Source organism: Stenotrophomonas sp. GD04024 (genome assembly GCF_029837545.1).
GTDB lineage: Bacteria > Pseudomonadota > Gammaproteobacteria > Xanthomonadales > Xanthomonadaceae > Stenotrophomonas > Stenotrophomonas forensis.
The window spans coordinates 20141-46747 of sequence record NZ_JAOEDV010000008.1; the positions used below are offsets into that span (position 1 = coordinate 20141).

Sequence of the window (26607 nt, forward strand, 5' to 3'; positions counted from 1 at the left end):
GTGCTCACATGCCCAGATCAGACAGCCCCGGGTGATCATCCGGGCGACGCCCCAGCGGCCAATGGAACTTGCGCTCGCTCTCCTTGATCGGCATGTCGTTGATGCTCGAGAACCGATGTTCCATCAACCCATCCGCTCCGAATTCCCAGTTCTCGTTTCCATAGGAACGGAACCAGTTGCCGGAGTCGTCGTGCCATTCATAGGCGTAGCGCACGGCGATACGGTTGCCGCTGAAGGCCCACAGTTCCTTGATCAAGCGGTAGTCCAGTTCCTTCTTCCATTTGCGGGCCAGGAACTGCCGCGCTTCCTCGCGGCCGTGGGTGAACTCGGCGCGGTTGCGCCAGCGGGTGTCGAGCGAATAGGCCAATGCAACCTTGTCGGCATCGCGGGAGTTCCAGCCATCCTCGGCAAGGCGAACCTTCTCGATGGCCGATTCAAGGGTGAACGGCGGCAGCGGCGGACGGGGTGCTTCTGTGGACACGGTGGGGCCTCCAATCAAGTGGATGAACGTGGTGCTTCGACGGGTTTTGACGACTCAGGCGTCAGCGCCTGGCCTGCTCCAGCAACACCTTTGCAACATCCCTGGCAGTGTCTGCGGCGTTGTAATCGCCCATCACGCGCGAGACGGTGATGGCGCCTTCCATGAGAACCAGCAGCTGCCGCGCCAGTGCGTCCGGCTGCTGGATATCCAGCAGCGTGGTGAGTTCCAGCGTGTAATCCAGCAGCTTCTGCTTGTGGTGTTTTGCGATGTGCCGAATCGGATCGTCGGGGTCGCCAACTTCGCCCGCGGTATTGATGAAGGCGCAGCCGCGATAGCCCTCGGACTCGAACCAGCCCTGGAGCACGGTGAACATGCCGAGGATGCGCGCCTCGGGGCTGTCGGCCTTGTCGCACTCCTGCTGGAACCAGTCCAGCCAGCGCACGTCGCGCGCGTTCAATGCCGCAGCGGCCACCTGGTCCTTGTTTTCAAAGTGCCGGTAGATGCTTTTGCGTGCCACGCCGGAGGTCTTCACCAGCAGGTCCATGCCGGTGGCGTGGATCCCGTTCTGGTAGATCAGCGCCTCGGCGGTGGCGAGGATCTTCTGCGCGGTGTCGGTGCCGGTCTTGTGCATGGCTGCAAGGTAGAACGAACGTTCTACATTGTCAACGCACGGCGGGCGGCGTTTCGGGTGCGCACATCCATGCAAGACGATCTATCAAGAAATCCGGACATTGCGTCACCCGGGCGCCTGATTGCAGGCGCAAAGTGCGCCTCACCACCCACCCATGAGAGTTCCCGCATGAACACCTTTGCCCGCACCCTGGCCGCTGCCACCCTCGCCCTCTCGGTCCAGGCCGGCCTGTCCGCGCAGGCCAGCGAACCGGCCAAGCCGGCGCCGATCACCAGCGTCGCGCGTACCGCCAGCTACATCACCACCGCCGATGGCGTGCAGCTCTACTACAAGGACTGGGGCCCGAAGGACGGCCCGGTCGTCACCTTCAGCCACGGCTGGCCGCTGAATTCGGACAGCTGGGAATCGCAGATGATCTTCCTGGCCAACCACGGCTACCGCGTCATCGCGCATGACCGTCGTGGCCACGGCCGTTCCAGCCAGCCGTGGGACGGCAACGATATGGATCACTACGCCGATGACCTGGCCACGGTGATCAACACGCTCGACCTGCATGACGTGACCTTGGTGGGCTTCTCCACTGGCGGCGGCGAAGTGGCGCGCTACATCGGCCGCCATGGCACCGGCCGGGTGAAGAAGGCGGTGCTGATCAGCTCGGTGCCGCCGTTCATGCTGAAGACCGCTGACAACCCCAACGGCCTGCCGATTGAAGTGTTCGACGGCATCCGCAAGGCGCAGATGGACAACCGCGCGCAGCTGTACAAGGACATCCCGTCGGGCCCGTTCTACGGGTTCAACCGCCCGGGCGCGAAGGTATCGCAGGGCTTGATTGATGCGTGGTGGGCGCAGGGCATGCAGGGCGGCCACAAGAACACCTACGATTCGATCGCTGCGTTCTCGGCCACCGATTTCCGCGCCGACCTGAAGAAGTTCGATGTGCCGACGCTGGTCATCCACGGCGATGACGACCAGATCGTGCCGATCGACATCTCTGGCCGCCAGTCGGCAAAGCTGATCAGGAACGCCCGGCTGATTGTGTATCCGGGCGCACCGCATGGCCTGACCGACACGCACAAGGATCGCGTCAACCAGGACCTGCTGACGTTCCTGCAGGAAAAGTAAGCCTCTTGGGGCTCTGGCGTCTCGCCGGAGCCCCTTGCCTCACCTCACGCTTTCGCAGCCGCGCGCCATGCGGGCCACGCTTCGCGGATGACGCCCACCGCGGACTTCAGGAACAGCAGCGCGATGACCACACCTACCACGATATCCGGCCAGCCACGACCGGTGAGCGCGACGCCACCGGCAGCCACCAGTACGCCGATATTGGCGGCGACGTCGTTGCGCGAGCACGCAAAGGTGCTTTTCATGTTGATGTTGAGCGTGCGGAACCGCCACAGCAACGCCAAGCACACCAGATTGGCTGCCAGCGCGATGGCGCCGAAGCCGAGCATCACGCCGCTGGAAGGGGGTACGCCGTTTGCCAGCTTGGCGATGACCTCCAGCACGAAGAACACAAAGAAGCCCAGGATCAGCGCCCCCTTGGCCAGGGCTGCACCGGCTTCCCAGCGCGCCCCCCGGTTCACCGCCCACAGGCTCAGGCCGTACACGATGGCGTCGCCCAGCATGTCGACAGCGTCGGCCTGCAGCGCGCTGGAGCGCGCCACGATGCCTGCGCCGAATTCGATCAGGAACATCGCCAGGTTGATGATCAGTACCGCCACCAGCACGCGCCGTTGCGCACTGTGGAGTGCCAGCGCTTCCAGCTCCTGGCGCTTGTGGCCGCAGCAGTGATCCATGGGTATCTCCGGCCAGGCCTGGCCTGGGCTTGAAAAGAGGTGGGGCAGCCGTTATCAACCCTGTAGCCCCTACAAGGTCAAGCCCATGTCCGCCCACCTCACCATCGGCCAGCTGGCCCGCCAGACCGGCACCAAGGCCGAGACCATCCGCTATTACGAAAAGATCGGCCTGCTCCAGCCGCCGCTGCGGTCGGACGGCAATTACCGTTACTACAGCGCACAGGACCAGCGGCGGCTGTCATTCGTGCGCCGGGCCCGGGAGCTGGGCTTTTCCATCGAGCAGATCCGCGAGCTGATCGCCTTGGGTGAGCAGCGCGAGCACGAATGCAGCTCGGTGGACGACGTGGTGAAGGCGCATATCGCCGACATCGCGTGCCGGGTCCGCGACCTGCAGGCGCTGCAGGGCGAACTGCAGCGGATGATCGGCAATTGCCCGGGCGGGCGCGTAGCCGATTGCAGGGTGCTGGAAGCACTTCAGTCGCGGGCATGACCCTGCTGCCCCATCCACATCAGAACGAAACCTGCGCTCGCATGCCCCGGGTATTTCCGGAGTCAGGCCCCTGGGCGTTGCCAACCTTGTTGTCGGTCTTCCAGTGAACGTAGTTCAGCATCAGGCGCGACCAGTTGTTGAGGTACCAGTTCACCCCGAGCGTCCATGCCGTGCCCGCGCCGCCCCGGGCCGCATCGAGAAAGTCGTAGCGGTCATAGCGCGCGGCCAGCTCGAAGGCGCCAACGCCACCTTCCTGCACCGGACGCAATACGCGCGTGGTACCCCAGACCCCAGAGCGGCTGCTGAAGCCGGGGCGCTCGCCGGTGATCAGCCAGCCTGCGTAGACCGATGTCGCCCGCTGGTCGACCGAGTCGACCGTGCGTGACTCGATGGTGCGGGTGGTGTGTTCGGCGAAGGCCCACACCGGGCCATACACTCCGCCCATCTCAAGCCCCCAGGCGCGGTTGTCGGTGACGTTGGCGATGGAGCTGGCCGACACGCGCACGTTGCCGTTCCAGCCCAGCGCGATCGGAGAGCTCTTGTTGATGCTGCCGACATCCTGGCCGAGATCCTCGTACCAGTACCAGCCTCCCAGATGCACGAAGCCTGCCTGGCCACGCAATGGGTTCCAGTGTGCGCGCAGCAGATACGCAATGGTGTCGCTGGCCGTGCTGTCATTGCCGATATCGTCACCGCTCACCGCCACGCTGGCGTGCCAGCCATCACCGATCACCTTGGTGGTGACGCCCAGCCCGTAGTACCCGCTCTGCTGGGCACCGACCGACGCCACCGCATTGCGCTGCATGAAAGGTGTATTGACGCCGCTGGTGCCACCATCGATCCCACGGTCCTTGAGCTTGTTGCCCACGTAGATTTCCGTTGGCAGGCCACCCAGCCGCGTGTCCCAGGACAGATAGGTGTCCTTCAGCGAGACATCGTTGCCCGCAAAGTCCGCATCGATCTTGTAACCCAGTGGTCCCATCCGACCTTCGGCACCGAGGCGTCCGCTGGCCAGGTCGGTGCCGGTGATGTTGCGTGCGTCGAATGCGGAACCGTGGGTACTGCTGAAATCGACCATCACCCGGCCGCGGGGGTGGAAGGTGAACTGGCCATCACTGCTGCGGAACTCAGGTCCACCCTTGCGCCAGCGCACATTGCCGTCACCGCCTCCCCCGGTTGCGGCGAGCTGTGCCACCTGCGCCTGCAGAATGGCCATGTCGTCCTGGCGGGTGTCAGCGATGGCCGCAGCCACCTGTGCATCGAGGCCCGCACCGCTGCCGGGTGCCACGCCGGTGCTTTGGGAGGCCCCCTCCAGTGCAGCCAGGCGTGCGCTCAGCTGCTCCAGCAGGGATGCCTGATCGCGCAGTTGCTTTGCCTGCTGCTGCACCTGCGCGCGCAATCCGGCTTCGGTATCGCCAGCCGCGGCCAGCACAGAGGGGGAAGCCAGCAACAGGCAGCCGCCGGCAGCCGCGCCAAGCGCGGCACGCTTCAGTGAATTCATGCAGTTCTCCCGAATGAAATACAGTGTGCGGCTCAGTCGCCCGCACCATCATCGTCCAGCGAGCGAGGTGGCTGAGCAGCAGCGGCGGGTATCGCGCTGGCATCGTGCGGCGGCAGCCGCGCAGGCGGCGGCCCGAGGTAGCCGTGGCTGCGTGCCCAGTTGGCGAAAAGCCGCGGCCACTGCGCCACCAATGTCCCGGGCTTGCCCAACCCCCAGCTGTGGCCTCCGGCTTCGAACAGATGCAGCTCCACCGGAATGCCTGCCGCATGCGTGGCCTGGTACATCGCCACGCTGTGGCCGACATCCACGGTGCGATCGTCCACGGCCTGGGCCAGGAACACCGGCGGCATGTCCTTGCGGACGTGCTGTTCGACCGAATAGGCCTGCTGTGCGTCGTGCTGGCTGGCCAGTTCCCGCTTCGACCGGGTGTGGTCCAGCGGCGGGCGCATTGAAACGACCGGATAGATCATGCCAAGGAAGTCCGGGCGCGCTGACAGCTGGTCGGCTGCATCCACCGGCGGATACAACGGGGCATCGAAGCGCGTAGCGACGATACCGGCCAGATTGCCGCCGGCGGAAAAGCCCAATGCGCCGATGCGCTCCGGATCGACCCCCAGGCTTGCGGCCTGCGCGCGCAGCAGCCGCATGGCGCGCTGGCCATCCTGGAAGGGCGAAACCGGCGCCCACCCATCGGCAGGCAGCCGGTAGTACACCACGGCGGCCGTGACGCCCAGCGATTGCAGCCACTGCGCCGTCGGCCTGGCGGCGCTACCGATCTGGATGCGGAAGTAGCCGCCACCGCCGAAAATCACCACGGCTGTTCCGTTCGGTTTCAGCGGTCGGTAGATCTCCATGCGCGCGTTACTGATTCCCGAGACCGCGCCCTTCGCGCTGCCTTCGGCGCCGATCCGTTCCGGGCCACGCGCGCGTTGCTGCCAGTGGTCCTGCGGCCACAGCGGAATCACCTCGGGTGCCGATGCAGGCGGCGCTGCCGGCACCGCACCGGCAAGCAAGGGATTCAGCAGGAACAGAAGCAGCGCCAAGCCGCGCAGTTTCCCCACATGCAGACTCATATCGCGCCCTCCCGTCGGCCTTTACGGGGCGAAGTGTGCGTCGAGTCGTGCTGGCCTCCTATAGCCGGATGGGACTAGCTGGGCCGTGCTCTTCTGTGTGCGCTGCAGCATCAAAGTGGATGCTGCTGGCTGGAGCGTCACCAGAGGATTCGCCATTACACGCTTCACCAGGCGTTCTTGTTTTCCCGCCCCTCCCCGCTCCAGCAACCGGCTTTGCTGCAGGAGGCGCTGCTTCCATGGGAAGCGACTGGCTCGAGGATCAGCCGAGCATGGCTCGGCTCTACAGGGAAGCCAACTCCTTCGCAAGGAACGGTGCCGTCCTGCTGGCTTTGGCCCGCGCCACCTGCTGCGGTGTTCCCTTCGCCACGATGGTGCCCCCTGCCCCGCCAGCGCCGGGGCCCACGTCAATGACCCAGTCCGCCTGCGCGACCGCGCGCATGTCGTGCTCGATCATCACCACGGTATTGCCGGCGTCCACCAGCCGCTGCAGCTGCACCAGCAGCCGGTCCGCATCGGAGGCATGCAGGCCGGTGGTGGGTTCATCCAGCACGTACAGCGTGCGCCCGCGCTGGCTGCGCTGCAGCTCGGTGGCCAGCTTGATGCGCTGGGCCTCGCCACCTGAAAGCTCGGTGGCCGGCTGGCCCAGCCTCAGGTAGCCCAGGCCGATTTCCCGCAGCAACTGCAGCGGGCGGGCGATGGCATCCTCTTCGCTGAAGAACGCACGCGCCTGGTCCACCGTCATCTGCAGCACTTCGGCGATAGTGCGGTCATTCCACTGCACCTTCAGCGTGGCTTCGTTGTAGCGCGCGCCATGGCAGGTCGGGCACGGCGCATAGACGCTGGGCATGAACAGCAGTTCGACACTGACAAACCCTTCGCCTTCGCAGGTTTCGCATCGGCCCTTGGCTACGTTGAACGAGAAACGACCGGCGTCGAAACGGCGGCGGCGCGCGGCCGGTGTTGCGGCGAACAGCTTGCGCACGTGATCGAACAGGCCGGTATAGGTAGCCAGATTGGAGCGCGGCGTGCGCCCGATCGGCTTCTGGTCGACCTGCACGACGCGTTGGATGGCATCCACGTCGCCGGCCAGGCGGCCTCGTGTTGCTTCGATCACGCTCGGCCCGTCGGTGGGCTCGTTGTCCGCACCCTCGTCCACAGGCTCGTGCCCCAGGTGCAGCAGCATCAGCTCCGGCAGCGCCTGTGCCATCAGGCTGGACTTGCCCGAGCCGGAAATGCCGGTGACGGCGGTCAGCAACCCCAGTGGCACCTGTGCGTCCACACCTTGCAGGTTGTGCCGATGGATGCCTTGCAGCTGCAGCCAGTTGCCGGCGCTGCGCTGGCGGCTGGCGGGCGCAGGCACCTGGTCGAAAAGATACCGGGCCGTGCGCGAGTCCTGGACGTGGCGCAGGCCATCGGGCTCGCCGCTGTAGAGAACCCGCCCGCCGTGCTCGCCCGCCTCCGGGCCCACATCCACCAGCCACTGCGCGCGGCGCATCAGGTCCAGATCGTGTTCAACCACGAACACCGAGTTGCCGCCGTCGCGCAGCCGGTCCAGTGCGTCGTACAGCGCCTGGCTGTCGGCAGGATGCAGGCCCGCCGAGGGCTCATCAAGCACGTACAGCACGCCGAACAGCAGCGAGCTGAGCTGTGTGGCCAACCGCAGGCGCTGCAGTTCGCCGGCTGACAGCGTGGGTGTGGCGCGATCCAGCGAGAGATAGCCCAGGCCCAGTTCACGCAGCTGGCGTACCCGCGCCATCACCCCGCCTGCCAGCCGCTGGGCAGCCAGGCGCTTCTCTTCGGACAGGGCCGAGGTCAGCCGCACGTCGGGGGCGCCCTCGTGGGTCGCTTGGCCACTCGCGGCCCGACGCGCGCGATCGCGGGGTGTCGCACTCCTGCGGGTGCGAGCGCCCTTGCTGTGCGCGCTGAAATCACCTTGTGCCACCGGCTCCAGCAGCTCCGCCAGCTGGTCCAGTGGCAGGCGCATGAACTCACCGATATCCACGCCGGCAAAGGTGACCGACAGCGCCTCCGGCTTCAGGCGCTTTCCGTGGCAGGCCGGGCACAGCTTGCCTTCCATGTAGCGCGACACGCGCTTGCGCATCAGCGCGCTCTGGGTGCTGGCAAAGGTGTGCAGCACGTAGCGGCGCGCACCGGTATAGGTGCCCATGTAGCTGGGTTCGAGCTTGCGCTTGAGCGCGGTGCGGGTCTCGGCAGGGGTGAACCCGGCGTAGACCGGCACGCTGGGCGTTTCCTCGGTGAACAGGATCCAGTCGCGGTCCTTCTTCGGCAGCTTTTTCCACGGCACGTCGATGTCGTAGCCGAGCGTGACCAGGATGTCGCGCAGGTTCTGGCCATGCCAGGCCGGCGGCCAGGACGCGATGGCGCGCTCACGGATGGTCAGCGACGGGTCCGGCACCATCAGCGCTTCGGTCACTTCGTAGACATGCCCCAGGCCGTGGCAGGTGCTGCAGGCGCCCTGCGGCATGTTCGGCGAGAAGTCCTCCGCGTACAGCATGGGCTGATGGGCCGGGTAGGCCCCGGCGCGGGAGTACATCATGCGCACCAGGCTGGACAGCGTGGTCACGCTGCCCACCGATGAGCGCGCATTGCTGGCCCCGCGCTGCTGCTGCAGGGCCACTGCCGGCGGCAGGCCGTCGATGGCATCCACATCGGGCACGCCTACCTGGTCGATCAGGCGCCGTGCATACGGCGCCACCGACTCGAAGTAGCGCCGCTGCGCTTCGGCGAACACGGTGCCGAAGGCCAGCGACGACTTGCCCGAACCCGAGACCCCGGAGAACACCACCAGTGCATTGCGCGGAATGGAGACATCGACATTCTTGAGATTGTGCTCGCGCGCACCGCGCACCTCGACGCAACCACTGGCGGCGGCAGCGCATGACGACTCGCCAAAGGGGGTGTTGGACATCGTTACGATCCTGCAGGCAGTGAGTGGCGCGCGCCAGGGCGCACCCAGGGATGCATTCTCGCTGCTGCGGGGTGAATGTGGTGAGGGTGAGCGCGGTATCGATCTAAACCCGCAATGCCTCCAGCACCAGGCTGAACGCCGGGGAAGGCTGCCGTCGGCTGGGGTAGTACAGGTGATAGCCGGGGAACAGTGGGCACCAGTCTTCCAGCACCCGCACCAACCGACCGCTTTCAAGGTGAGCCGCAAGCTCATCGACAGGCAGATGCACCAGTCCCAGGCCGTCAAGCTCGGCATCGACCATGTGCGGTGACGTACTGAACACCAGCGGGCCATCCACGCGCACATTGATCTCGCGACCCTTCTTCTCGTACTCCCACACGTACAGTCCACCGCTGGTGGGCAGGCGGATGTTGATGCATCGGTGGCCGGTCAGATCACCTGGCATCTTCGGGATTCCGTGTGCAGCGAAGTAGCCCGGCGTCCCTGCGGTGGCCATGCGCAGGCGTGGGCCGATGGGCAGGGCAACCATGTCCTTGTCGATGGATTCGCCAAGTCGAACACCGGCGTCGAAGCGGTCGGCAACGATGTCACGCAATGCATAGCTGACGTCGAACTCGATGCGGATGTCCGGATAGCGATGCAGCAGCGGCATCAGCTTGGGGAGCAGAACGGTGCGCAGCACGTGGTCGCCGCTGGTGATCCTGACCTGCCCGGCTGGCGTGTCTCTCAGCGCAGTAAGGGCTTCGAGCTCCATTTCGATGTCGTCGAAGTGGTTGCCGATCGACTGCAGCAGGCGCTCGCCGGCGGTGGTCGGCGAAACGCTGCGCGTCGTGCGGGTCAGCAGCCGGATTCCCAAGCTCTCTTCCAGGGTCTTGATTGCCTGGCTCAGTGCAGACTGGGTAACTCCGAGCACACCCGCCGCGCGGGTGAAGCTGCCCTCCCGCGCTACGGTCACGAAAGCCAGGAGGTCATTGAAGTTGCGTCGTGCCATGGGCGCAGTGTGTCACAGGGATTAATTAGCGCAACTAATTGACCTATTCGCAATTGATTATCTAATCAAGTGTCCGTGCGTGGTCCAGACTGGCCCCCTCCCCCAACCACGGGAGCTTCGGCAGCCGGAGCCTTCCGCCGTCATCGCCCTTCTGGGCCTGGAAACCTTCATGAGTTCACTCAATCCTCCCCCGGCCGGGGCGGGCGTGGCCGCGCCTGCCCGCTCGGCAACCCCCAGGGAATGGGGCGCCGTGCTGGCCCTGTCACTCGGCGCGTTCGCCCTGGTTGCTTCCGAGTTCATGCCGGTCAGCCTGCTGACACCCATCGCCACCGACCTGCGGGTCAGTGAAGGCCAAGCCGGACAGGCCATTGCGGTGTCCGGCGCGTTCGCCCTTGTTACCAGCCTGCTGGTCTCGCCACTGGCCGGGCAGCTGGACCGCAAATGGCTGCTGCTGGGCCTCACCACCGCGATGATCCTCTCGGGCACGCTGGCGGCCCTGGCGTCCAGCTTCCCGGTGTTCATGCTGGGCCGTGCACTGATCGGCGTGGCCATCGGTGGCTTCTGGGCCATGTCGGCGGCCACCGCCATGCGCCTGGTTCCCTCCCACCAGGTGCCCCGCGCACTGGCGATCGTCAACGGCGGCAACGCGCTTGCCACGGTCATTGCTGCACCGATGGGCAGTTACTTCGGCGCCATCATCGGCTGGCGCGGCGCATTCTTCTCGCTGGTGCCGGTGGCCGTAGTGGCCCTGTTGTGGAAAATCGCCGCGTTGCCACCGATGAAGGCGACCGGCGGGCGCGCTTCGTGGAATGTGTTCGCGCTGTTGAAGCGCCCGCCGGTGGCGTGGGGCATGGTGGGCGTGAGCCTGTTCTTCATGGGCCAGTTCTCGCTGTTCACCTACCTGCGGCCGTTCGTGGAAGCCACGCTGCACGTATCGCCTTCAACGTTGTCGCTGTTGCTGCTGTTGATGGGCGCTGCGGGCCTGGCCGGCACGGTGTTGATCGAGCCCTTCGTGCACAAGGCAATGTTCCGCACGCTGGTGCTGCTGCCAGCGCTGATGGCCCTGGTGGCTGCGTGCATGATCCTCATCGGCAACACGCTGCCGAGGGTGGCGGTGTTGTTCGCGCTGTGGGGCCTGCTTGGCACGTCGGCGCCCGTGGCCTGGTGGTCGTGGCTGGCCCGCACCCTGCCCGATGACGGAGAGGCCGGCGGCGGCCTGATGGTGGCCGTGGTGCAGATGGCCATCGCCATTGGTGCCACCGTGGGCGGCCTGCTGCTGGACCACCAGGGCTACCGCGCCACGTTCTGGTTCAGCGCCCTCCTGCTGCTGGGCTCGATGGTCACCTCGTACATCGCGGCGCGCTCGGCGCAGCGGCAACGCGTGCCTGTTCATTCCTGAAGGAGTTCCCCGTGCACTATTCCTCTCTGGGCCGCTCGGGCCTGAAGATCAGCCGGCTGGGCCTTGGCACCATGAACTTCGGCGAGCTTGCCGATGAGGCGACCAGCTTTGCCATCATGGATGCTGCCGTGGACGCCGGCATCAACCTGTTCGACAGCGCCGATGTCTACGGCGGGGCACAGTCACCGGACATGGCGCAGGGCTTCGGCCTCTCGGAAGAGATCATCGGGCGCTGGCTGAAGCGCAGTGGCAAGCGTGACGGCCTGGTACTGGCGACCAAGGTGTACCAGCCGATGGGGCCGGGCCCGAATGATCGTCGTCTGTCGGCGTATCACATCCGCCGCGCCTGCGAGGCCAGCCTGCGCCGGCTGCAGACCGACCATATCGACCTGTACCAGATGCACCACGTGGACCGGGCCACGCCCTGGGAAGAGATCTGGCAGGCCATGGAACAGCTGATCCGCGAAGGCAAGATCACCTACGTGGGCAGCAGCAACTTCGCCGGCTGGGACATCGCCACCGCACAGGGCGTGGCCTCTGCACGGCACAGCTTTGGCCTGGTGGCCGAGCAGAGCCTGTACAACCTGACCCAGCGCACGGTGGAGCTGGAAGTGATCCCGGCACTGCGCTACCACGGGCTGGGCCTGATTCCCTGGAGCCCGATCGGCATGGGGTTGCTGGGCGGCGTGCTGAAGAAGGTGGCCTGCGGCCGTCGTGCCACCCCGCAGCTCCTGCACCGCATTGAACGCCTGCGACCCCAGCTCGAAGCGTACGAGGCGTTCTGCGATCAACTGGGCGAAGCACCGGCCGATGTGGCCCTGGCCTGGCTGCTGCACAACCCGGTGGTCACCACCGCGCTGAGCGGGCCGCGCACGGTGGACCAGCTTTTGCAGAACCTGAAGGCCCCTCGCCTGAAGCTCTCAGGCGAGTCATTGGCTCGGCTGGATGCGATCTGGCCCGGCCCTGGCGGCGAGGCACCCAATGCCTACGCCTGGTAATCCCCCAACTCCTGGAGCACTCCCCATGTCCATGTTTCTCGGCACCTTGATGTCCATGGCCGCGCCTGCGGCTGGCGGCGGCTCGACCAGCGCCGATCTGAACGTAACGCCTGCGGGCAGCGCATCGTCCGTTGCGGGTTCCGCTGACTACTTCACCGGCAACGTGCGCATCGATGGCGGCTTCCAACGCCCTGCGCCGGCACGCGTAGGCGGTGCAACGGTTACCTTTGAGCCCGGCGCACGCACGGCCTGGCACACCCACCCGCTGGGCCAGACCCTCATCGTGACGGCAGGCGTGGGCTGGGTGCAGCAGTGGGGTCAGCCGCGCCAGCAGATCCGTCCGGGTGACACCGTGTGGATCGCCCCGGGCGTGAAGCACTGGCATGGCGCGAGTGCCGCGGTAGCGATGACCCACATTGCGATTGCCGAGGCGGTGGATGGCAGCCCGGTGACGTGGCTGGAGAAGGTAAGCGACGAGCAGTATTCGGAGATGAGCGAATGAAGACGCTGCTGCTGTCTCTGGCTCTCGCCACCATCCCCTTCATTGCAGTTGGACAGGACATGACCCACGGCGCGGACAATTTCTATCGAAGCACCCAGCTCATCACTGAAAAGGTGCACTTCAGCAACCAGTACCACATGCAGATCGTCGGCAATCTGTACGTACCGAAGAATGGAAAGCCCGGGCACGCCCTGCCTGCCATCATCGTGGGCCACCCGATGGGCGCGGTGAAGGAGCAGAGCGCGGATCTCTACGCGCAGAAGCTTGCCGAACAGGGCTTCGTGACGTTGGCCATCGATCAGTCGTTCTGGGGCGAAAGTGCGGGTGAGCCGCGGAATGCGGTTGCGCCGGACATCTATGCCGAAGCCTTCAGCGCCGCCGTCGACTACCTGGGCATGCAGCCACAGGTGGATCGCGAACGGATCGGCGTGCTTGGCATTTGTGGCAGTGGCAGTTTCGTGATCAGTGCGGCCAAGATCGACCCGCGCATGAAAGCCATTGCCACTGTCAGCATGTATGACATGGGTGCTGCGAACCGCAGTGCCCTCAACCGCTCGCAGAGTGTAGAGCAGCGCAAGGCCGTGATTGCTGCCGCCGCACGCCAGCGCTGGGTTGAAGCCGAGGGCGGCGCCACGCAGTACACCTCCGGCACCGTGCATAGGCTTGAGGCCGACACTCATCCGATCCAGCGCGAGTTCTACGACTTCTACCGTACTTCGCGCGGCGAGTTCACCCCGGCCGGCTCATCACCGGAGCTCACCACGCACCCGACGCTGACCAGCAATGTGAAGTTCATGAACTTCTATCCGTTCAACGACATCGAGACCATTTCGCCGCGTCCGATGCTGTTCATCGCGGGTGATCAGGCGCATTCAAGGGAATTCAGCGAGGAAGCCTACCGGCTGGCGGGACAACCGAAGAGGCTGCTGTGGGTGAAGGGTGCAGGCCATGTGGATCTGTATGACCGGACCGATCTAATTCCCTTTGCAGAGCTGGGGGCGTTCTTCCGGAAGAGCCTGGATGGAAGCATGTGATAGGCCGACACCCCCCCTACCCTCACCCCGGCCGCAGCATCGCCACCAACCCTCCCATCAGGGCGCTCCCTGCCGCCACGACCAGCCACGCCTTCCCTACACTACGGGTACTGAAGATGCCCACGGCGACCGCGATCAACAGCACGAACCCCAGCAGCGAACTGGTCAGGACCGAAACGGACGTGCGTACATTCACCAGCGAGGGCAGCAACAGCGCCAGTGCCGTGGCGGTGATCGCGGTGAACACGTAGGCCCCCACCGAAGCAGCCAGCACCCGGCTCGCGACCTGCCAGCGATGGGCCGCGCCCTGCCCGGGTGCGGGCTTGGCACTGCGCGCGGCCTCGTGCGTCTGTGGCCAGCGGCGCTGCAGCATCAGGGCCATTCTTGCCAGCATCAACCCGAAGGCCAGTGCGACCAGCTCCACGCCGGCCTGCTGCCATGCGCCCCGCTGCAGGTACATCAGCAGTCCCTGCCCGGTGGTTGCCAGATTCACCAGCGGCAGTGCCAGGCACAGCGCGGCGGCCAGCCACAACTGCTCGATCCAGGCTGCGCGCGGTGGGCGGCACAGTGCGTGCAGCACCGAGGCCGCGCAGGTTAGAAGGAAAATGCGTATCTCCCACGCGCTGCGATCGCTCATTTCCAGTGGCAGCAACCGATTGCCGTGCAGGTAGACGATGCTTGCCAGTGCCACCCCGGCCAGCGATGCCACGTTGAACGCCTCCACGCAACGGTAGATGCCTGCCGTGGCGGCGCCGAACTCATGCTCGCTGCGCTTGCGCCGCTTGATGGAGAACAGCAGCGTGCCGATGGCGATCATCGCCGTGCCCAGCAGGCCGCTGATGAAGTACAGCCACTTCATCGGCCAGCCACCGAAATCGGCCTTGTGCAGGGCTTCGATGGTTTCGTGTACCTGCACGGCACCCAGTTGCGGCGGATGCGCTGCATGCTGTTGCAGGAGCCTGCCACTGGCCGCATCGAAAGTCACCCGGCTGGCCTCGCTCAACAGGTGCTTGCCGGTGTTCCCCGCTGTCTTGCGGCCCTCCACTTCCACCACGCTGTGCACGGTGCCGGGCGCCTGGATCATCACCAGTGCCGGCGGCTGACCGCTGATGGCCTGTGCCCGCGCAAGCAGGTCCGGCAGGTTCGGCAGCTGCGCGCCCGCAACCAGGATGCCGGCCGGGACAGGTCGCGCAGGCGCCAGTTCGGCTTCATAGCGCGCATAGGCGTCATCGGCATCGCCATAGGCTGCCTGTACGGGCCACGGCAGATAGCTGCTGTAGAAGAAGGTCAGCCCGGTGTAGCCGATCATGAACAGGAACGGCAGGGTCAGCACGGCACTCAGGTTGTGCGCGTCCAGCCAGCTGCGTTGCCCCTTGCCCGGGCGGAAGGTGAAGAAGTCCTTGAAGATGCGCTTGTGCACCACCACGCCGGACACCAGCGCCAGCAGCATGCAGGCGGTGATCCAGCCGACCAGCCAGTAACCGGCCATGCCGCCGTGCAGGGTGTAATGGAACGACATGAAGTGGCGGCCGCCTTCGGTTTCCCGAAGGCGAGGTGGAGGTTGCGGCATGCCGGTGCCGGCCTCTACCCAGCGTTCGTGCGCGCTGCCGCCGTCATCCTCCCATGAGAGCTGCAGCGGCCAGCCGTGCTGGGCAGGCCAACGGATCTGCCATGCCCGTGCATCGGCGGCGTTTGCAGCCAGCCATTGCTGCGCACGCACCGCCTGCGTTCCCGTGTCCACCGTCGGCGAGGAGGCCGGCACCGGGCCGGCCTCCATCCATCGCGTGATCGGCTCGCGGAACACGCTGAGCGTGCCGGTGAGGAAGATCGCGCACAACAGCCAGCCGCAGGTGAGGCCGCACCAGGTGTGCAGCCACGACATGCTCTGCCGGAAGCCCGCCTTCATGCCATCCCCGTGGCGGGCATGCCCTCGTCCCGCCGGTTGCGGAGGATCACAGCGCGCCGCGCAGCGTCAGCATCACGTTGCGGGGTTCGCCAAAGAAGTTGCCGCGGCGGATCTGGCTGATCATCGCGTAATAGCGCGTGTCGAACAGGTTGGCCACGTTGACGCCCACGCTCCAGCGCGGATTGATCCGGTAGCCGGCACGCAGGTCCCACACCGCGCGTCCCGCCGCACCCATGCGCCAGTCCGGGTCGTCGTAGGCCGGATAGGAATAGCTGCTCTGTGCAGAGACGCCACCGCCCACGGAGAACGCATTCCACCGGCCGGGCAGCTGGTAGGACGTTGACAGGCGCAGCAGATGGCGCGGCGTTTCGGCGCTGATGGTGGCGCCTTCATCGTCGCGGCTGGTGACGTGGGTATAGCCCGCCATCATCTGCCAGCCGGGCGCCAGTTCGCCGCTGGTTTCGAGTTCAAAGCCCTTGCTGCTCAGCTTTCCGCCATTGCGGTAGCAGTCGGACGAGGCCAGCGAGCCGGGGCAACTGCCCGGGTCGGAGGCGTCCACCACGGCGTTGCCGGTCTTGCGGATGGAAAACACCGCAGCGGAGACGTTCAGGCGCCCATCGTTCAGTTCGCCCTTCACGCCCAGCTCGTAGTTGGCGCCGATGGCGGGATCGAGCACCGCACCGGATGAGGTGACGTAGGAACTCTGCGGCTGGAAGGTATCGGCGTAGCTGGCGTAGACCGACCACTGCGGGCCCAGGTCGTAGACGAGGCCGGCGTACGGGGTGAATTCGTGCTTCTGTTCGTAGTCGCGGCTCTTGGCGCCGGTGAAGCCATCGTTGGACTGGTACTTCACCCAGCTCAGCCGGCCACCCAGCGTGAGGTGCAGCGGTTCTGCCAGCTGCAGGCGCAGGTTGCTGTACACGCCGCTCTGCTGGGCGCGGGCGTTTTCTGACCAGTCCCATGCGGGCTGGAGAGGCTCTGCGATGCCGCTGTGGTCCGGTGCATAGACATCGATCGGCACGTCGATGGCCAGGTCCGCCGAGCTCTGGCGGGTACGCTGGCGCGACCACATCGCCCCCAGCAGCAGCTGGTGGGTGCGGCCGAAGGCGTCGAAACTGCCGGTGGTGTGCAGGTCGATGCCATCGCTGCGCACGCGCGATCGGTTGAAGTAGATGTCATAGAAGCGCGAGCCGATGCCGGTGGCCCGGTCCACCCCGCCCACCGGAACCGCAACGCGCTGGTCCAGGTCCGATTCGGTGCGGTTCACCGACAGGCGCGCCTTCCAGCGCTCGTTGAAGCGGTGCTCCGCTTCGGCGAAGGCTTCGTCAACGGAGCCTTCCTGGCGGTTCCAGTCCTGGATGAGCGAGGTGGAACGCTTGATGTCCAGAGCCCCGCCATCGGTATAGCGCGGCAGGCCGAACAGCCAGTAGCCGTCGGTGTCACTGGCCTGGTGACGCAGGCCGAAGGTGAGCGTGGTGTCCTGGCCCAGGTCGGCATCGATCACGCCGTAGGCCACCGGCGTCTTCGATGAGGTGCCGCGCTGGAAGTAGTCGCGGTCCTGGTAGGCGGCGACGACTCGGCCACGTACCGTGCCAGCGGCATTGAGCGGGCCGCCACCGTCGGCCTCGAGGCGATAGTTGTCCCACGAGCCCAGGGTGGCCGCCAGATCCAGGTGGGCCTGGTCGCGCGGGCGCTTGCGCACCATGTTGATCGCCCCGCTGGGGTCGGCCGCGCCGAGCATCATGCCGCCGGCACCGCGCAGCACTTCAACCCGCTCCAGCACGGCGGTGTCGATCGGCAGCCAGCCCACCGGGGCATAGACAATGCCGGCCACGCCATCGACCAGATAGTTGCTGTCGTCCACGGTGAAGCTGCGGATCGAGAACTTGTGGTTGCCGAAGTTGCGGGCGGTCTTGGTCACGCCCGTGGTCTGCGCCAGTGCCTCGTCCAGCGTGGTGAGGTTGCGGTCATCCAGCTGCTGGCGGGTGATCACGCTGACCGATTGCGGGGTCTGGCGGATGCTCTGCCCCAGCTTGCCCAGGCTCAGCTCACGTGTCGTGTAGGAGCCATCGCCTGGGCCATTGGCGGTCACATTCACCGTCTGCAGGGTGGTCTGGGCATCCTTGCTGCGCGCAGGTGATGCTGCGTCCTGCGCCAGCGTGAACACGCCGGGGCGGGTGGCGTTGACACGCACCCCACTGCCCTCCAGCAGGCGCGCCAGTGCTTCCTGCGGCGTGTAGCTGCCTGTCACGGCCGGCGCGCGACGGCCGGCCACTGCCGATTCACTGAACAACACCTGCTGCCGTGACTGCTCGGAGAATCGGCGCAGTGCCGCATCCAGCGGTTGGGCTGGAATATTGAACGGCATGCGCTGTGCCGGCTGCGCCTGCGCGATGGCCGGCGCAGCCAGTGCGCTGGAAATGCACACGGCCAGCAGCGGCAGCCGCGTGGCCTGTACCCCGGTAGAGAACGCGCGGGCGACAAGTGCGCGCTTGATCTTCATGTACCCCATTACCGCTCCATCATGCTTGGCCACCACTGGCCTCACTGGGGTAAACGGAAAACAGCGATGGGGTGGGAACCCGTGCTGAAAAAAATTCTTCTTGCGGCGTCAGCGCGCCACAGGCCGCTCGTCGATGCGATAGCCGCCCTGCGCCGTGCGGGTCACCCGCACAGGCAACAGATCCGGCAGCGCCTCGACGAAGCTGGCCGGGGCGTCGGTGGCGGCGTAGCCAGAAACGGGCAGGAATTTCAGCCCCGGCTGGCCCAGCGTGACCGGTTGGCCCAGATACTGCGCGACTTCCTGCGCCACTTCGTCCAGCGGGGTGCGCCGGAACACCAGGCGCCCGTTGCGCCAACCGCCGATGCTGTCTGCACTGGCAGAAATGGGACGATACGTGGCTGTGGCAGTCGTCACGGCCAGGCCCTGTTCGGCGTACAGGCTGACCGGCGTGGTGCCTTCGGTGCGATCCGGCTGTACCCGCACGTGCCCATGCAGCACCTTGACCAGCACTTCGCCCGGCCCGTTGCGCACATTGAAGGCGGTGCCGACCACGGTCACTCGGCTGCGCTGGGCATCGACGGTGAAGGGCCGCTCGGCCGCCGGGGCGACCTCGAAGAACGCCTCGCCCCGGCTGAGCAACACTTCGCGACGGTCGCGATAGAAGTGCACGGCCAGCGTGCTGCGGGCGTTGAGCGAAATCCGTGAGCCGTCCGGCAGTTGCAGATCACGGATCTCGCCAGCGCCGGTGCTCAGGTCCTGCACGTAGCTGGGCGTGGTGTACCACCCGTAGCCGACCCAACCCAGGGCCAGGAGCGCCACCGCCGCAGCGGTCGCCACGCGAGGAAGGCGTCGTGACCGCGCGCGGCGGGTCATGCCGTCCCGTCGCAGGGCGGCAGGCGCCGCTGGCGCAGGCGCGGCCTGAGTGTCCGAGGCCAATGCGGGGCGTGGCAGCTGGCCGAGGTCGTGCCAGGTCTGGGCCACTTCGGTGAAGGCCTGCTGGTGCGCTTCGCTTTCGGCGAGCCAGTGCTGCAGGGCCGCCTCGTCATCCGGGTGCCAGTCCACACCCTGCCGTCGCAGCAGCCACGTAGCCGCCGCCTCGTGCAGGGCAAACGGGTCAGAACCTGCGGCAGAAGGGAGATCGGTCATCGGCAGGGAAGATCGGCGTCAGTGGCAGGCGCCAACCCCTCGCCTGCCGCGCTGGACCGATGCAGTTCCTGCATCTGTTCCAGCGACGCATAGCGTACCCGCACTTGGCAGTAGGCAACCGCGCGCGACAGGTGCTTGACCACCATGCGGCGGGAGATCTGCATGCGGGCGGCCACCTCTTCCTGGGTCAGGCCATCGAAGCGGCAGAGCACGAAGGCTTCGCGTTGGCGCTCGGGCAGTTCGGCCATCGCGTCTGCCAGGCGCTGCAGGCGCTGGCGCTGTGCGGTGAGTTGCAGCGGGCACTGTGATTCATCGCTGGCCATCGGATGGCCGGCATCCTCCGCATCTGCCAGGGGCACGGTCTGCACGCGGCGGCCTGCGCTGCGCTCGCGGTATTCGTCGGCCACGGTGTTCATTACCGTCCGGCGAAGGTAGGCGCCCTGCTGGTCGCTGGACGCCAGCGAAGGGTTTGCCGCAATCCATTTGACTGCGCCGTCGTGCAGGGCGTCCTCAGCGTCCCTTCCTCTGACACGCGCAAGGCCACGCAGGATGGGCGCCCGCCAACGGGCATAGGCTTTGGAAAGCAGGTTCCCGCCCGTGGATGAGCCGCTCTCGGCCAGGCCGGTCTCTGCTGATGCGCTGTGGTTCGCGGCCCCGCCCGTGCCCCGGCCTAGCGCGGACACGGCGCCCTCAGGACAGATGCCTGCAGTCTGCACAGGTAGGGCGGGACGTTCACTTGGATAGCCGGCGGATTGGCCGCACTAGGCGACAGAGGGGAGGAATCCTGCAAGTGTAGTGAGAGTCATTTGCAATTGGAACTCCCCCGCCCTGCCCGTCCCCCCTCACGAAAGGCGCGCCGGTGCTACATCACTCGCGCGGCGGCCCGGCACCCTCGGCAACCCTCACGAAGACGGGGTTGGAATAGAACCACAGGTCGTCCCACGGATCCTCGCCGGGCGTGTCCGCCAGTGCATCCACCGCACCGGTGCTGTTGCCCCGCACCCGCACGAAGCCACCGCGCGGCGGCACCGGCACTGACCCGCGCGCCACGATCCAGTCGCCTTCACGCCGCCACGTTGCCGCGTCGAATCCCCGTCGCTGCATCTGCAGTGCACCGTCCTCATCCCTGCTGCCCACGATCAGCTCGATGCGCTTCAGCGCCGTGTGCTGCCCGTTGGCGTTGGCGCGCGCCGGCTGCCGTGCCCGCACCTCCAGCTGCATCGTCTGCGCTGGCGCCAGCACCAGTATGCCGCCCATTCCGGCGCTGGAGTCGCCCGAGGCTACCCGCAGCTCCAAGGCGTCGATCAGGTCGCCGGTGACGGTGAACATGCGGCCGTTGCGCAGGGCATCCAGGATGTCTTCGGCCTCCGGCCGCGCCCATGCGTACGTCTTGCTGTACTCACCCGGGTCGTAATCGCGTCCGCCATCGCGCAGGTTTACATGCGAGTCGGAGTTGGCGGTAATCCAGAAGCGGATGCCATCAGCCAGCATCTGGTCCCAGATTCCGCCGACCTGCGCGGTCATCTGGTCGTAGCCGCCCAGTGTCGGCGCGGCCGCGTTACGGTACAGCCCGCGTTCGCTGCGGATGGCCTGGTGCCCGGGGGCGCCCTCCATGCCCACCAACACATGGGGTGCGGCCGCATGCCAGCCGCGCAGCTCGCCCGGCGTTACCTCGCCCCACTCACCGATGCCGGTCGCGGTACGCGAAGGATGGTTGATGAACATCAGCGGCGCAGGGACCAGCCCGCGCAGGTAGGCCAGCGCTGCCTGCATCTGCTGTTCGCTATCGCGGCTGCCGTGCAGTGGCTCGCTGCGGTTGAAGTCCCGCTCGGCGATGACCAGCTGCTCGCGTTCCTGCGGGCCGGGCGCGATGATCAGCGAGGCGTGCTCGCCGGCCGGCACATCGAATTCCATGCCGTTGAACTGGATCACTTCGGGCACATCGGTGCGCGCCTGCAGCAGCGCCGGATAGGCATGGTCGCGGGTGACCGCGGAGTGGCCGGGGCCACCGTGGTCGGTGTGGACCATCCAGCGCAGGCCGAAGGCCCTGGCCTGCGCCGCGTTGTGGCTGCGGCTGTACGGCGAGTCGCCACCACGCACGGGCGTGGGCGGCGTGGTGCGGCGGTCCCAGTCCACGCTCCATTCGCTGTGCACATGGTGGTCGCCGGCCAGCCATTGGCGGCCAGCGTCGTCTGCCGGCGTTGCCGCCGCCGGGGCCGAGAATGCCGGGGCCGCCGCTGCGAACAGCGCCAGCATTACAAGATTCTTCATGGATTCACCTCTGAAAAGCGCGCGGACGACGCACGGACCCTCGCGGGTCCGCACGCTGCCGGTGCGTGGATGCCTGCTTAGAAGTCCGCGCGCAGGCCCAGGCTGATGCGACGGCCCGAGGTCTCATCCATGGTCGGGAAGGACGGGTCCATGGTGTAACCGCTGGTCCGCTCGTTGGTGAGGTTGATGCCCTTCAGGCTGATCTTGATGTTGTCGGTGATGCGGTAGCCGATCGACACATCCATCTGGCCGTAGGCATCGCGCCAGATCGGGTACAGGTTGTAGCCGATCGATTCGACGTAGGCGCCCTTGTGGTTGTAGGACACGCGGGCGTCGAAGCGCGAATTCTCGTAGTAGGCGGTGAGGTTCCAGGTCTTCTCCGACAGCCCCGGCATCGGGGTGCGGATGCCCAGGCTGGATTCGCCGGCCAGCGAGCTGTCCAGCATGGTGTAGTTGGCATTGATGCCAAACCCGTCCAGCCACGGCGTGAACATGTTCAACGGCAGCTGTGCCACCAGTTCAACGCCATCGACCTGGTAGGAGCCCTTGGCATTCACCGGCTGGTAGACGTCGAAATCGTAGATGCCATTGAGGCTGCCGTTGGCGTTGTATACCGCCACATCCTGCACCACGCCGGTCAGGGAGTTGATCACCACGCCATCGATGTTCTTGCGGAAGTAGCTGGCGGCGAACAGCGCGCCGTTGTCCAGGTACTTCTCCAGGCCAACTTCCCACTGCTTGGCATAAGTCGGCTTCAGCTCAGGATTGCCATCGGTGAAACGGTAGGAGCCCCAGCTGGCGGTGCGCTTGTAGGCGATGTCGGTCAGCGCCGGGCGCATCATCACCTTGGACGCCGCCGCGCGCAGCAGCAGGCCGTGCGACAGCTCGGCGGTCATGTTGAAGCTGGGCAGCAGATCGTCGTAGCTGCCGTCCTTCGACACCGGGGTGTCGGTGTAGCCGGTGCTGCCGTTGGGCAGCTGGATCGGGTGATAGCCGAACGAATCGACCTTGGTATCCACGTAGCGCGCACCCGCATTGACGGTGAACGGCACGCTGCCGATATCGAAGGCGAAGTCGGCCATCGCGTAGAAGCTCATCACCTTCTCGTCCACCTGGTAGAACTGGCCAGGATCGAACGGGGTCTGGAAGCCCGCGTAGCGGAACGCGCTGCGTGCGTAGTCGTTGGAGATCTGCTGCCACGCCAGCCCCTTGTTGGAGTAGCTGCCGCCGGGAACGATGTCGTCGATGTACTGCAGCGGGCTGTCGGCCATCGTGCGGGTGTTGACCCAGGCGCTGCTGCCTGCGCTCGGCCCGGTGATCTTCAGCTCGCCGTACTGGCGCTCCTTGGAGCGGTCGGTGTAGCGCGCACCGAACCGGACCGTGTGCAGCGCGGGCAGGAAGGCCATGTCCAGCAGGCGCGTGACATTGACCTGGGCGGCGTACTTGTCATCCTTCACCTTCTCCAGCGTGGTCTCGTAGGCCTCGAACAGGTACCGGCTCGGGTCGTTGTACATGTCGAAGCTGCCGGCGGCGGCGGTCGGGATGGTCTCACCGCTGCTGCCGGTCCAGCGGGTGCGCGACGGCGCATAGGCCACGTGCTTGAGGTTGGAGAAATCCGAGGTCTTTTCCGCGCCGGAGTAGCCCACCAGCGCATCCACGTACCAACGGTCGCCCTTCCAGTCCATCGCCATGCTGTACTGGCTGTAGTCGGTCTTGTTGATCCGCTCCTTGCTCAGCATCTCGTGCTGGGTGGCGGTGTAGGACACATCGCGCAGCACCACCATGCCGTACTCGGACAGCGTAGTGGCATCGTAGGCATGGATGGTGTCGAACGTACTGCGGCTGGAGGCCGAATAGGCGGCCGCATCGTACTCGTCCTCGGTGCTGTCATAGCCGCCGACCATCGCGTCGAAGGTCAGGCTGAAGTTGTTGCTGGGCTTGTACTGCAATGACCCGGTGGCGCCCCACTTGTCCTGCTCGTTGAGGTAGACGCGGTCGCCCACCTTGTCCTGGAACACGACCCGGTTGGTCTGCTCGGCATCGTTGCGATTGGTGATGTTGACGCCCGCATCGCGCAGCAGCACGGCCTGCGCCTGGGTGCCGCGGGTGCCCGAGGCAGTGAGGAAGCGCGAGGACGGCCGGAAGTTGATGCCCGAGGTGGAGTCGGTGCGGTTGGTGCGCTTGGACTGCGAGTAGGAGACCAGCGCGCCCCAGTCACCCCAGGTATCGGCGGCGAGGAAGGCAAAACGCGGGTCCACCTCCTCCGAGATGCTGTTGTGCGCGCCCTCGGCGGAGAACACCAGCTTGCGTTCGTTGTAGTCGAACGGGCGTGCCGTGGAGATCTTCACCGAGCCGGCAATGCCGCCCTCTTCGTCGGCGGCGGTGGGCGACTTCTGCACGGTCACCTGCTGGATGATCTCCGAGGCGAACATGTCGAATTCCACGTCGCGGCCGCCACTGCCCGAGGCGGTCGCCAGATCGTTGATCGAAACGTGGGTGTACTCCGAAGGCAGGCCACGCACATTGACCTTGGTGCCCAGCCCCTTGTTGCGCTCGATGGTCACGCCCGGCATTCGCTGCAGGGCTTCAGCGAGGTTCTGTTCGGGAAAATCGGCCACGTCGGTCGCGACGATCGAATCTGAAAAGCCCACCGTGGCGCGCTTGATGTCCACGGCCTTCTCCAGGCTGCGGCTGTAGCTGCCGGTGACCTGGATGGTTTCAAGGTTGGCGGCCTGCGCACCGGAACTCGCAGCGCCGGCCGGTGCCGATGCCGCAACTGCGCCCACCACCGCCTCGGGTGCTGCCAGCGCGGAGGTGGCGGCCGGTGCGCTGGCGTCCTGTGCTTCGATGGTGACCGTGGTGGCATTGAGATAGCGGTAGCGCAGGCCGGTGCCGGCCAGCAGGCGGGTGAGCGCTGCGTCCGCGCTCAGGCCGGCCGGTACGCCCGGCGTGCGCGGATTGCCCGCATTCTGCGCGTTGTAGACGAACTGCAGGCCAGTCTGGCGCGACAGCGCGTTGAGCGCCCCATCCAGCGGCTGCGGGGCGATCGCTTCGCTGGCGACGCGTGCCGGTTCTGCGGCGTTGGCGCCGGCCGTGGCGGTGATCTGCAGTGCAAGGGCAATGGAAAGGAACAGGGTGCGGCGCATCGTAGGGTCCAGTAGGGAATGGCGGTGGTCGCGGAACAGGTGTGTTCCTGCATTCCCCATCTACGAGGGCGCAGCGCGCCGATCGGGCACCACTTGTTCGATGAATTTTTTCTTACAGCGCCTGCGGCGCTCCAGCGCGCAACCGCACATGGATTCCGTCCGGCGCCACCTGCGTAACCAGTGTTGGTTGCTGGTCGAGGAACGCGCGCAGCGACGCCACGTCATCTGCGCGCAGGTTGCCGGTCAGGCGCAGCGCACCGGCGTCATCGCTCACGTGCAGGCGCAGCGTGTTGCGCCGGTTGAAGCGGTCGGCCACGTCGCGCAGCGCCTCGTCGCGGAACAGCACCCGCCCGGTCCACCATGCCGTCATGCTGGCGGCATCTTCCTCACGGATGCGCACGCGCTGGTCACGGTAGTCGACCTGTGCCGCCTGCCCGGCGCCGAGGTCGGCCAGCATACGGCCGCGGCCACCATCGCCGCGCACGTGCACGCGCCCCTCGCTGACTCCGATGCGGGCCTGCTCGCGCAGCAGCGAAACATCGAACGTGGTGCCGATGTCCGTCACCTGCAGGCCAGCGGCATGTACCGCGAACGGGCGCCGGTCCTTGGCCACGACGAAACTGGCCTGGCCACGTTCGAGCTCGACGCGCCGCCCCAGCAGGGTCATGCGTACCGATATCTCGCTTTCAGCGTCCAGGCGCACTACGGTGCTGTCGGGCAGCGTGACCTGCCGCGGCATGCCATGTGCGGCCACATAGTGCCCGGTGCGCGGCCAGGCGATGGTGGCGCCTACGCCTACAGCCAGCATCAGCGCCGCTGCGGCCGCGATGCGCGGCAAGCCGGGTGCGGGCCGGGCCCGGCGCTGGTTTGATGCGGCGGCCGGGCGTGGCGACAACCGCACGACGTTGTGATCATTGCGCGTCGGCGCGGGAGCCTTCAACAGTGCGTCGACGTCATCCGGCATGCCGCGCAGCGCATCGCCCAACGCACCGGCCACCTCGCTGATGGCCATGTACTCGCGCAGGTGTTCGGGGGAGACCAGCAGCCACTGCATAAAGGCGTGCCGCTGCGAAGGGCTGAGGTCGCCTTCGCGCTGCAGCGCGTGCCACTGCGCGGCGGCCAGGGTCAGCGCCGATGGATGTTCAGTGGCCACGCTCACGACCTCCCTGCCGGTTCGGCCAGCGCCCGGCGGCACACCGAAAGCCCGCGTACCACGTGCTTCTTCACCATATGCGCTGACACGCCCATGCGTTCGGCGATCTGCTTGTAGCTCAATCCATCGCGGTACTGCATGACCAGCACCGCCCGGGTGTGTTCGGGCAGGGTCTCCAGCAACGTCTGCAGCCGTTGGCGGCGCTGCTCCCGTTCGGCGGCGTCTTCCACGCATTCCCCGCTGGCCAGGTTTTGGCCCGGGCCTTCGATCTCTTCGATGGACAGGGTCGACCAGCGCCGGCGCGCGGCCTGCTCGCGCGCCAGATTCTGCGCGACGGTGAACAGGTACGCTTCGGGGTTGGCGATCGGCTCGCCCTTGCCTTCATGCGCACGCAGCAGGCGCAGATAGGTTTCCTGCACCAGGTCTTCGGCGTCCTGCCGCGCACCGCGTCGCACGAAGAAGCCTCGCAATAGTGGCGCGTGCTCTTCGAACATGCGCGCCAGGCGCCGTCTTGCCTGTTCGGCCACCTGCGTCGCCCCTGCCCCCTGAAGTGCGCCGCAAGGTACGGGCGCGGTGTGACGCCTTCATGACGGCTTCACGTTGGCCATGGAGATGTTTCTTCTCCCACCCCGCTACGTATCGGCGGCATCCAGGCTG

The 26607-nt window shown here is 66.4% G+C and carries 21 protein-coding genes; 6 read left to right on the forward strand and 15 right to left on the reverse strand.

Features of this window, described 5'->3' with window-relative positions; all coding sequences use genetic code 11:
• Positions 1–4: 4 nt before the first annotated feature.
• Together N7590_RS04195 and N7590_RS04200 are read right to left on the reverse strand one after the other, a co-directional pair.
• Positions 5–481, reverse strand: a complete 477-nt coding sequence (locus tag N7590_RS04195; RefSeq protein ID WP_049458548.1) for a nuclear transport factor 2 family protein — start codon at positions 479–481, stop codon at positions 5–7.
• A gap of 61 nt (positions 482–542) precedes the next feature.
• Entirely contained in the window at positions 543–1112 is a 570-nt protein-coding gene (locus N7590_RS04200) for a TetR family transcriptional regulator (RefSeq protein ID WP_164241273.1), read from the reverse strand.
• A 168-nt stretch (positions 1113–1280) separates the two neighbouring features.
• Here N7590_RS04200 and N7590_RS04205 point away from each other — a divergent pair, with 168 nt between their 5' ends.
• Positions 1281–2234: an alpha/beta hydrolase gene (locus N7590_RS04205; protein WP_164241272.1), complete on the forward strand. Its 954-nt coding sequence runs from the start codon at positions 1281–1283 to the stop codon at positions 2232–2234.
• Between the two features lie 44 nt (positions 2235–2278).
• Here the strand turns inward: N7590_RS04205 and N7590_RS04210 are convergent, their stop codons facing one another.
• Positions 2279–2908 carry a cation transporter gene (locus N7590_RS04210; RefSeq protein ID WP_164241271.1) on the reverse strand — a complete coding sequence of 210 codons (630 nt, stop codon included), beginning with the start codon at positions 2906–2908 and terminating at the stop codon, positions 2279–2281.
• A gap of 85 nt (positions 2909–2993) precedes the next feature.
• On the opposite strand from N7590_RS04210, the gene N7590_RS04215 reads away from it, so the two are divergent.
• Complete coding sequence (locus tag N7590_RS04215; protein WP_164241270.1) at positions 2994–3398, forward strand: helix-turn-helix domain-containing protein; 405 nt, start codon at positions 2994–2996, stop codon at positions 3396–3398.
• Positions 3399–3417: 19 nt separating this feature from the next.
• On the opposite strand, the gene N7590_RS04220 is transcribed toward N7590_RS04215, so the two are convergent.
• The 4 genes from N7590_RS04220 to N7590_RS04235 all read right to left on the reverse strand — a co-directional run bounded on the left by N7590_RS04220 (position 3418) and on the right by N7590_RS04235 (position 9892).
• A complete protein-coding gene (locus N7590_RS04220; protein WP_279935186.1) occupies positions 3418–4899 on the reverse strand; it encodes a porin in 1482 nt (493 codons plus the stop codon).
• 32 nt (positions 4900–4931) lie between these two features.
• The gene (locus tag N7590_RS04225) at positions 4932–5972 is read right to left on the reverse strand and encodes an alpha/beta hydrolase (protein WP_164241268.1); all 1041 of its coding nucleotides are present in this window, start codon (positions 5970–5972) and stop codon (positions 4932–4934) included.
• Between the two features lie 280 nt (positions 5973–6252).
• Entirely contained in the window at positions 6253–8901 is a 2649-nt protein-coding gene (locus N7590_RS04230; protein WP_164241267.1) for an excinuclease ABC subunit UvrA, read from the reverse strand.
• Between the two features lie 103 nt (positions 8902–9004).
• Positions 9005–9892 carry a LysR family transcriptional regulator gene (locus N7590_RS04235; RefSeq protein WP_279935187.1) on the reverse strand — a complete coding sequence of 296 codons (888 nt, stop codon included), beginning with the start codon at positions 9890–9892 and terminating at the stop codon, positions 9005–9007.
• Positions 9893–10061: 169 nt separating this feature from the next.
• Between N7590_RS04235 and N7590_RS04240 the strand changes: the two genes are divergently transcribed.
• The 4 genes from N7590_RS04240 to N7590_RS04255 are packed head-to-tail and all read left to right on the forward strand — an operon-like array spanning position 10062 to position 13825.
• The gene (locus N7590_RS04240; RefSeq protein WP_164241266.1) at positions 10062–11291 is read left to right on the forward strand and encodes an MFS transporter; all 1230 of its coding nucleotides are present in this window, start codon (positions 10062–10064) and stop codon (positions 11289–11291) included.
• An 11-nt stretch (positions 11292–11302) separates the two neighbouring features.
• Positions 11303–12289, forward strand: a complete 987-nt coding sequence (locus N7590_RS04245; protein WP_164241265.1) for an aldo/keto reductase — start codon at positions 11303–11305, stop codon at positions 12287–12289.
• Positions 12290–12314: 25 nt separating this feature from the next.
• A complete protein-coding gene (locus tag N7590_RS04250) occupies positions 12315–12791 on the forward strand; it encodes a cupin domain-containing protein (protein ID WP_164241264.1) in 477 nt (158 codons plus the stop codon).
• The gene (locus N7590_RS04255) at positions 12788–13825 is read left to right on the forward strand and encodes an alpha/beta hydrolase (protein ID WP_053508465.1); all 1038 of its coding nucleotides are present in this window, start codon (positions 12788–12790) and stop codon (positions 13823–13825) included. The genes N7590_RS04250 and N7590_RS04255 overlap by 4 nt, the downstream gene beginning before the upstream one ends.
• A gap of 22 nt (positions 13826–13847) precedes the next feature.
• Here N7590_RS04255 and N7590_RS04260 read toward each other — a convergent pair whose 3' ends face one another.
• The 8 genes from N7590_RS04260 to N7590_RS04295 all read right to left on the reverse strand — a co-directional run bounded on the left by N7590_RS04260 (position 13848) and on the right by N7590_RS04295 (position 26477).
• A complete protein-coding gene (locus N7590_RS04260; RefSeq protein ID WP_164241263.1) occupies positions 13848–15731 on the reverse strand; it encodes a PepSY-associated TM helix domain-containing protein in 1884 nt (627 codons plus the stop codon).
• Positions 15732–15777: 46 nt separating this feature from the next.
• Entirely contained in the window at positions 15778–18234 is a 2457-nt protein-coding gene (locus N7590_RS04265) for a TonB-dependent siderophore receptor (protein WP_279935188.1), read from the reverse strand.
• 108 nt (positions 18235–18342) lie between these two features.
• Positions 18343–19380: a FecR domain-containing protein gene (locus N7590_RS04270; RefSeq protein WP_164241261.1), complete on the reverse strand. Its 1038-nt coding sequence runs from the start codon at positions 19378–19380 to the stop codon at positions 18343–18345.
• The gene (locus tag N7590_RS04275; RefSeq protein WP_345781927.1) at positions 19377–20096 is read right to left on the reverse strand and encodes a sigma-70 family RNA polymerase sigma factor; all 720 of its coding nucleotides are present in this window, start codon (positions 20094–20096) and stop codon (positions 19377–19379) included. Before N7590_RS04275 ends, N7590_RS04270 begins: the two co-directional genes overlap by 4 nt.
• 151 nt (positions 20097–20247) lie before the next feature.
• Entirely contained in the window at positions 20248–21651 is a 1404-nt protein-coding gene (locus N7590_RS04280; protein WP_239544223.1) for a hypothetical protein, read from the reverse strand.
• Between the two features lie 77 nt (positions 21652–21728).
• Positions 21729–24797 carry a TonB-dependent receptor gene (locus N7590_RS04285; protein WP_279935189.1) on the reverse strand — a complete coding sequence of 1023 codons (3069 nt, stop codon included), beginning with the start codon at positions 24795–24797 and terminating at the stop codon, positions 21729–21731.
• A gap of 112 nt (positions 24798–24909) precedes the next feature.
• Entirely contained in the window at positions 24910–25950 is a 1041-nt protein-coding gene (locus N7590_RS04290; RefSeq protein WP_164241259.1) for a FecR domain-containing protein, read from the reverse strand.
• Between the two features lie 2 nt (positions 25951–25952).
• Complete coding sequence (locus N7590_RS04295; protein ID WP_053449790.1) at positions 25953–26477, reverse strand: sigma-70 family RNA polymerase sigma factor; 525 nt, start codon at positions 26475–26477, stop codon at positions 25953–25955.
• Between the last annotated feature and the right edge of the window lie 130 nt (positions 26478–26607).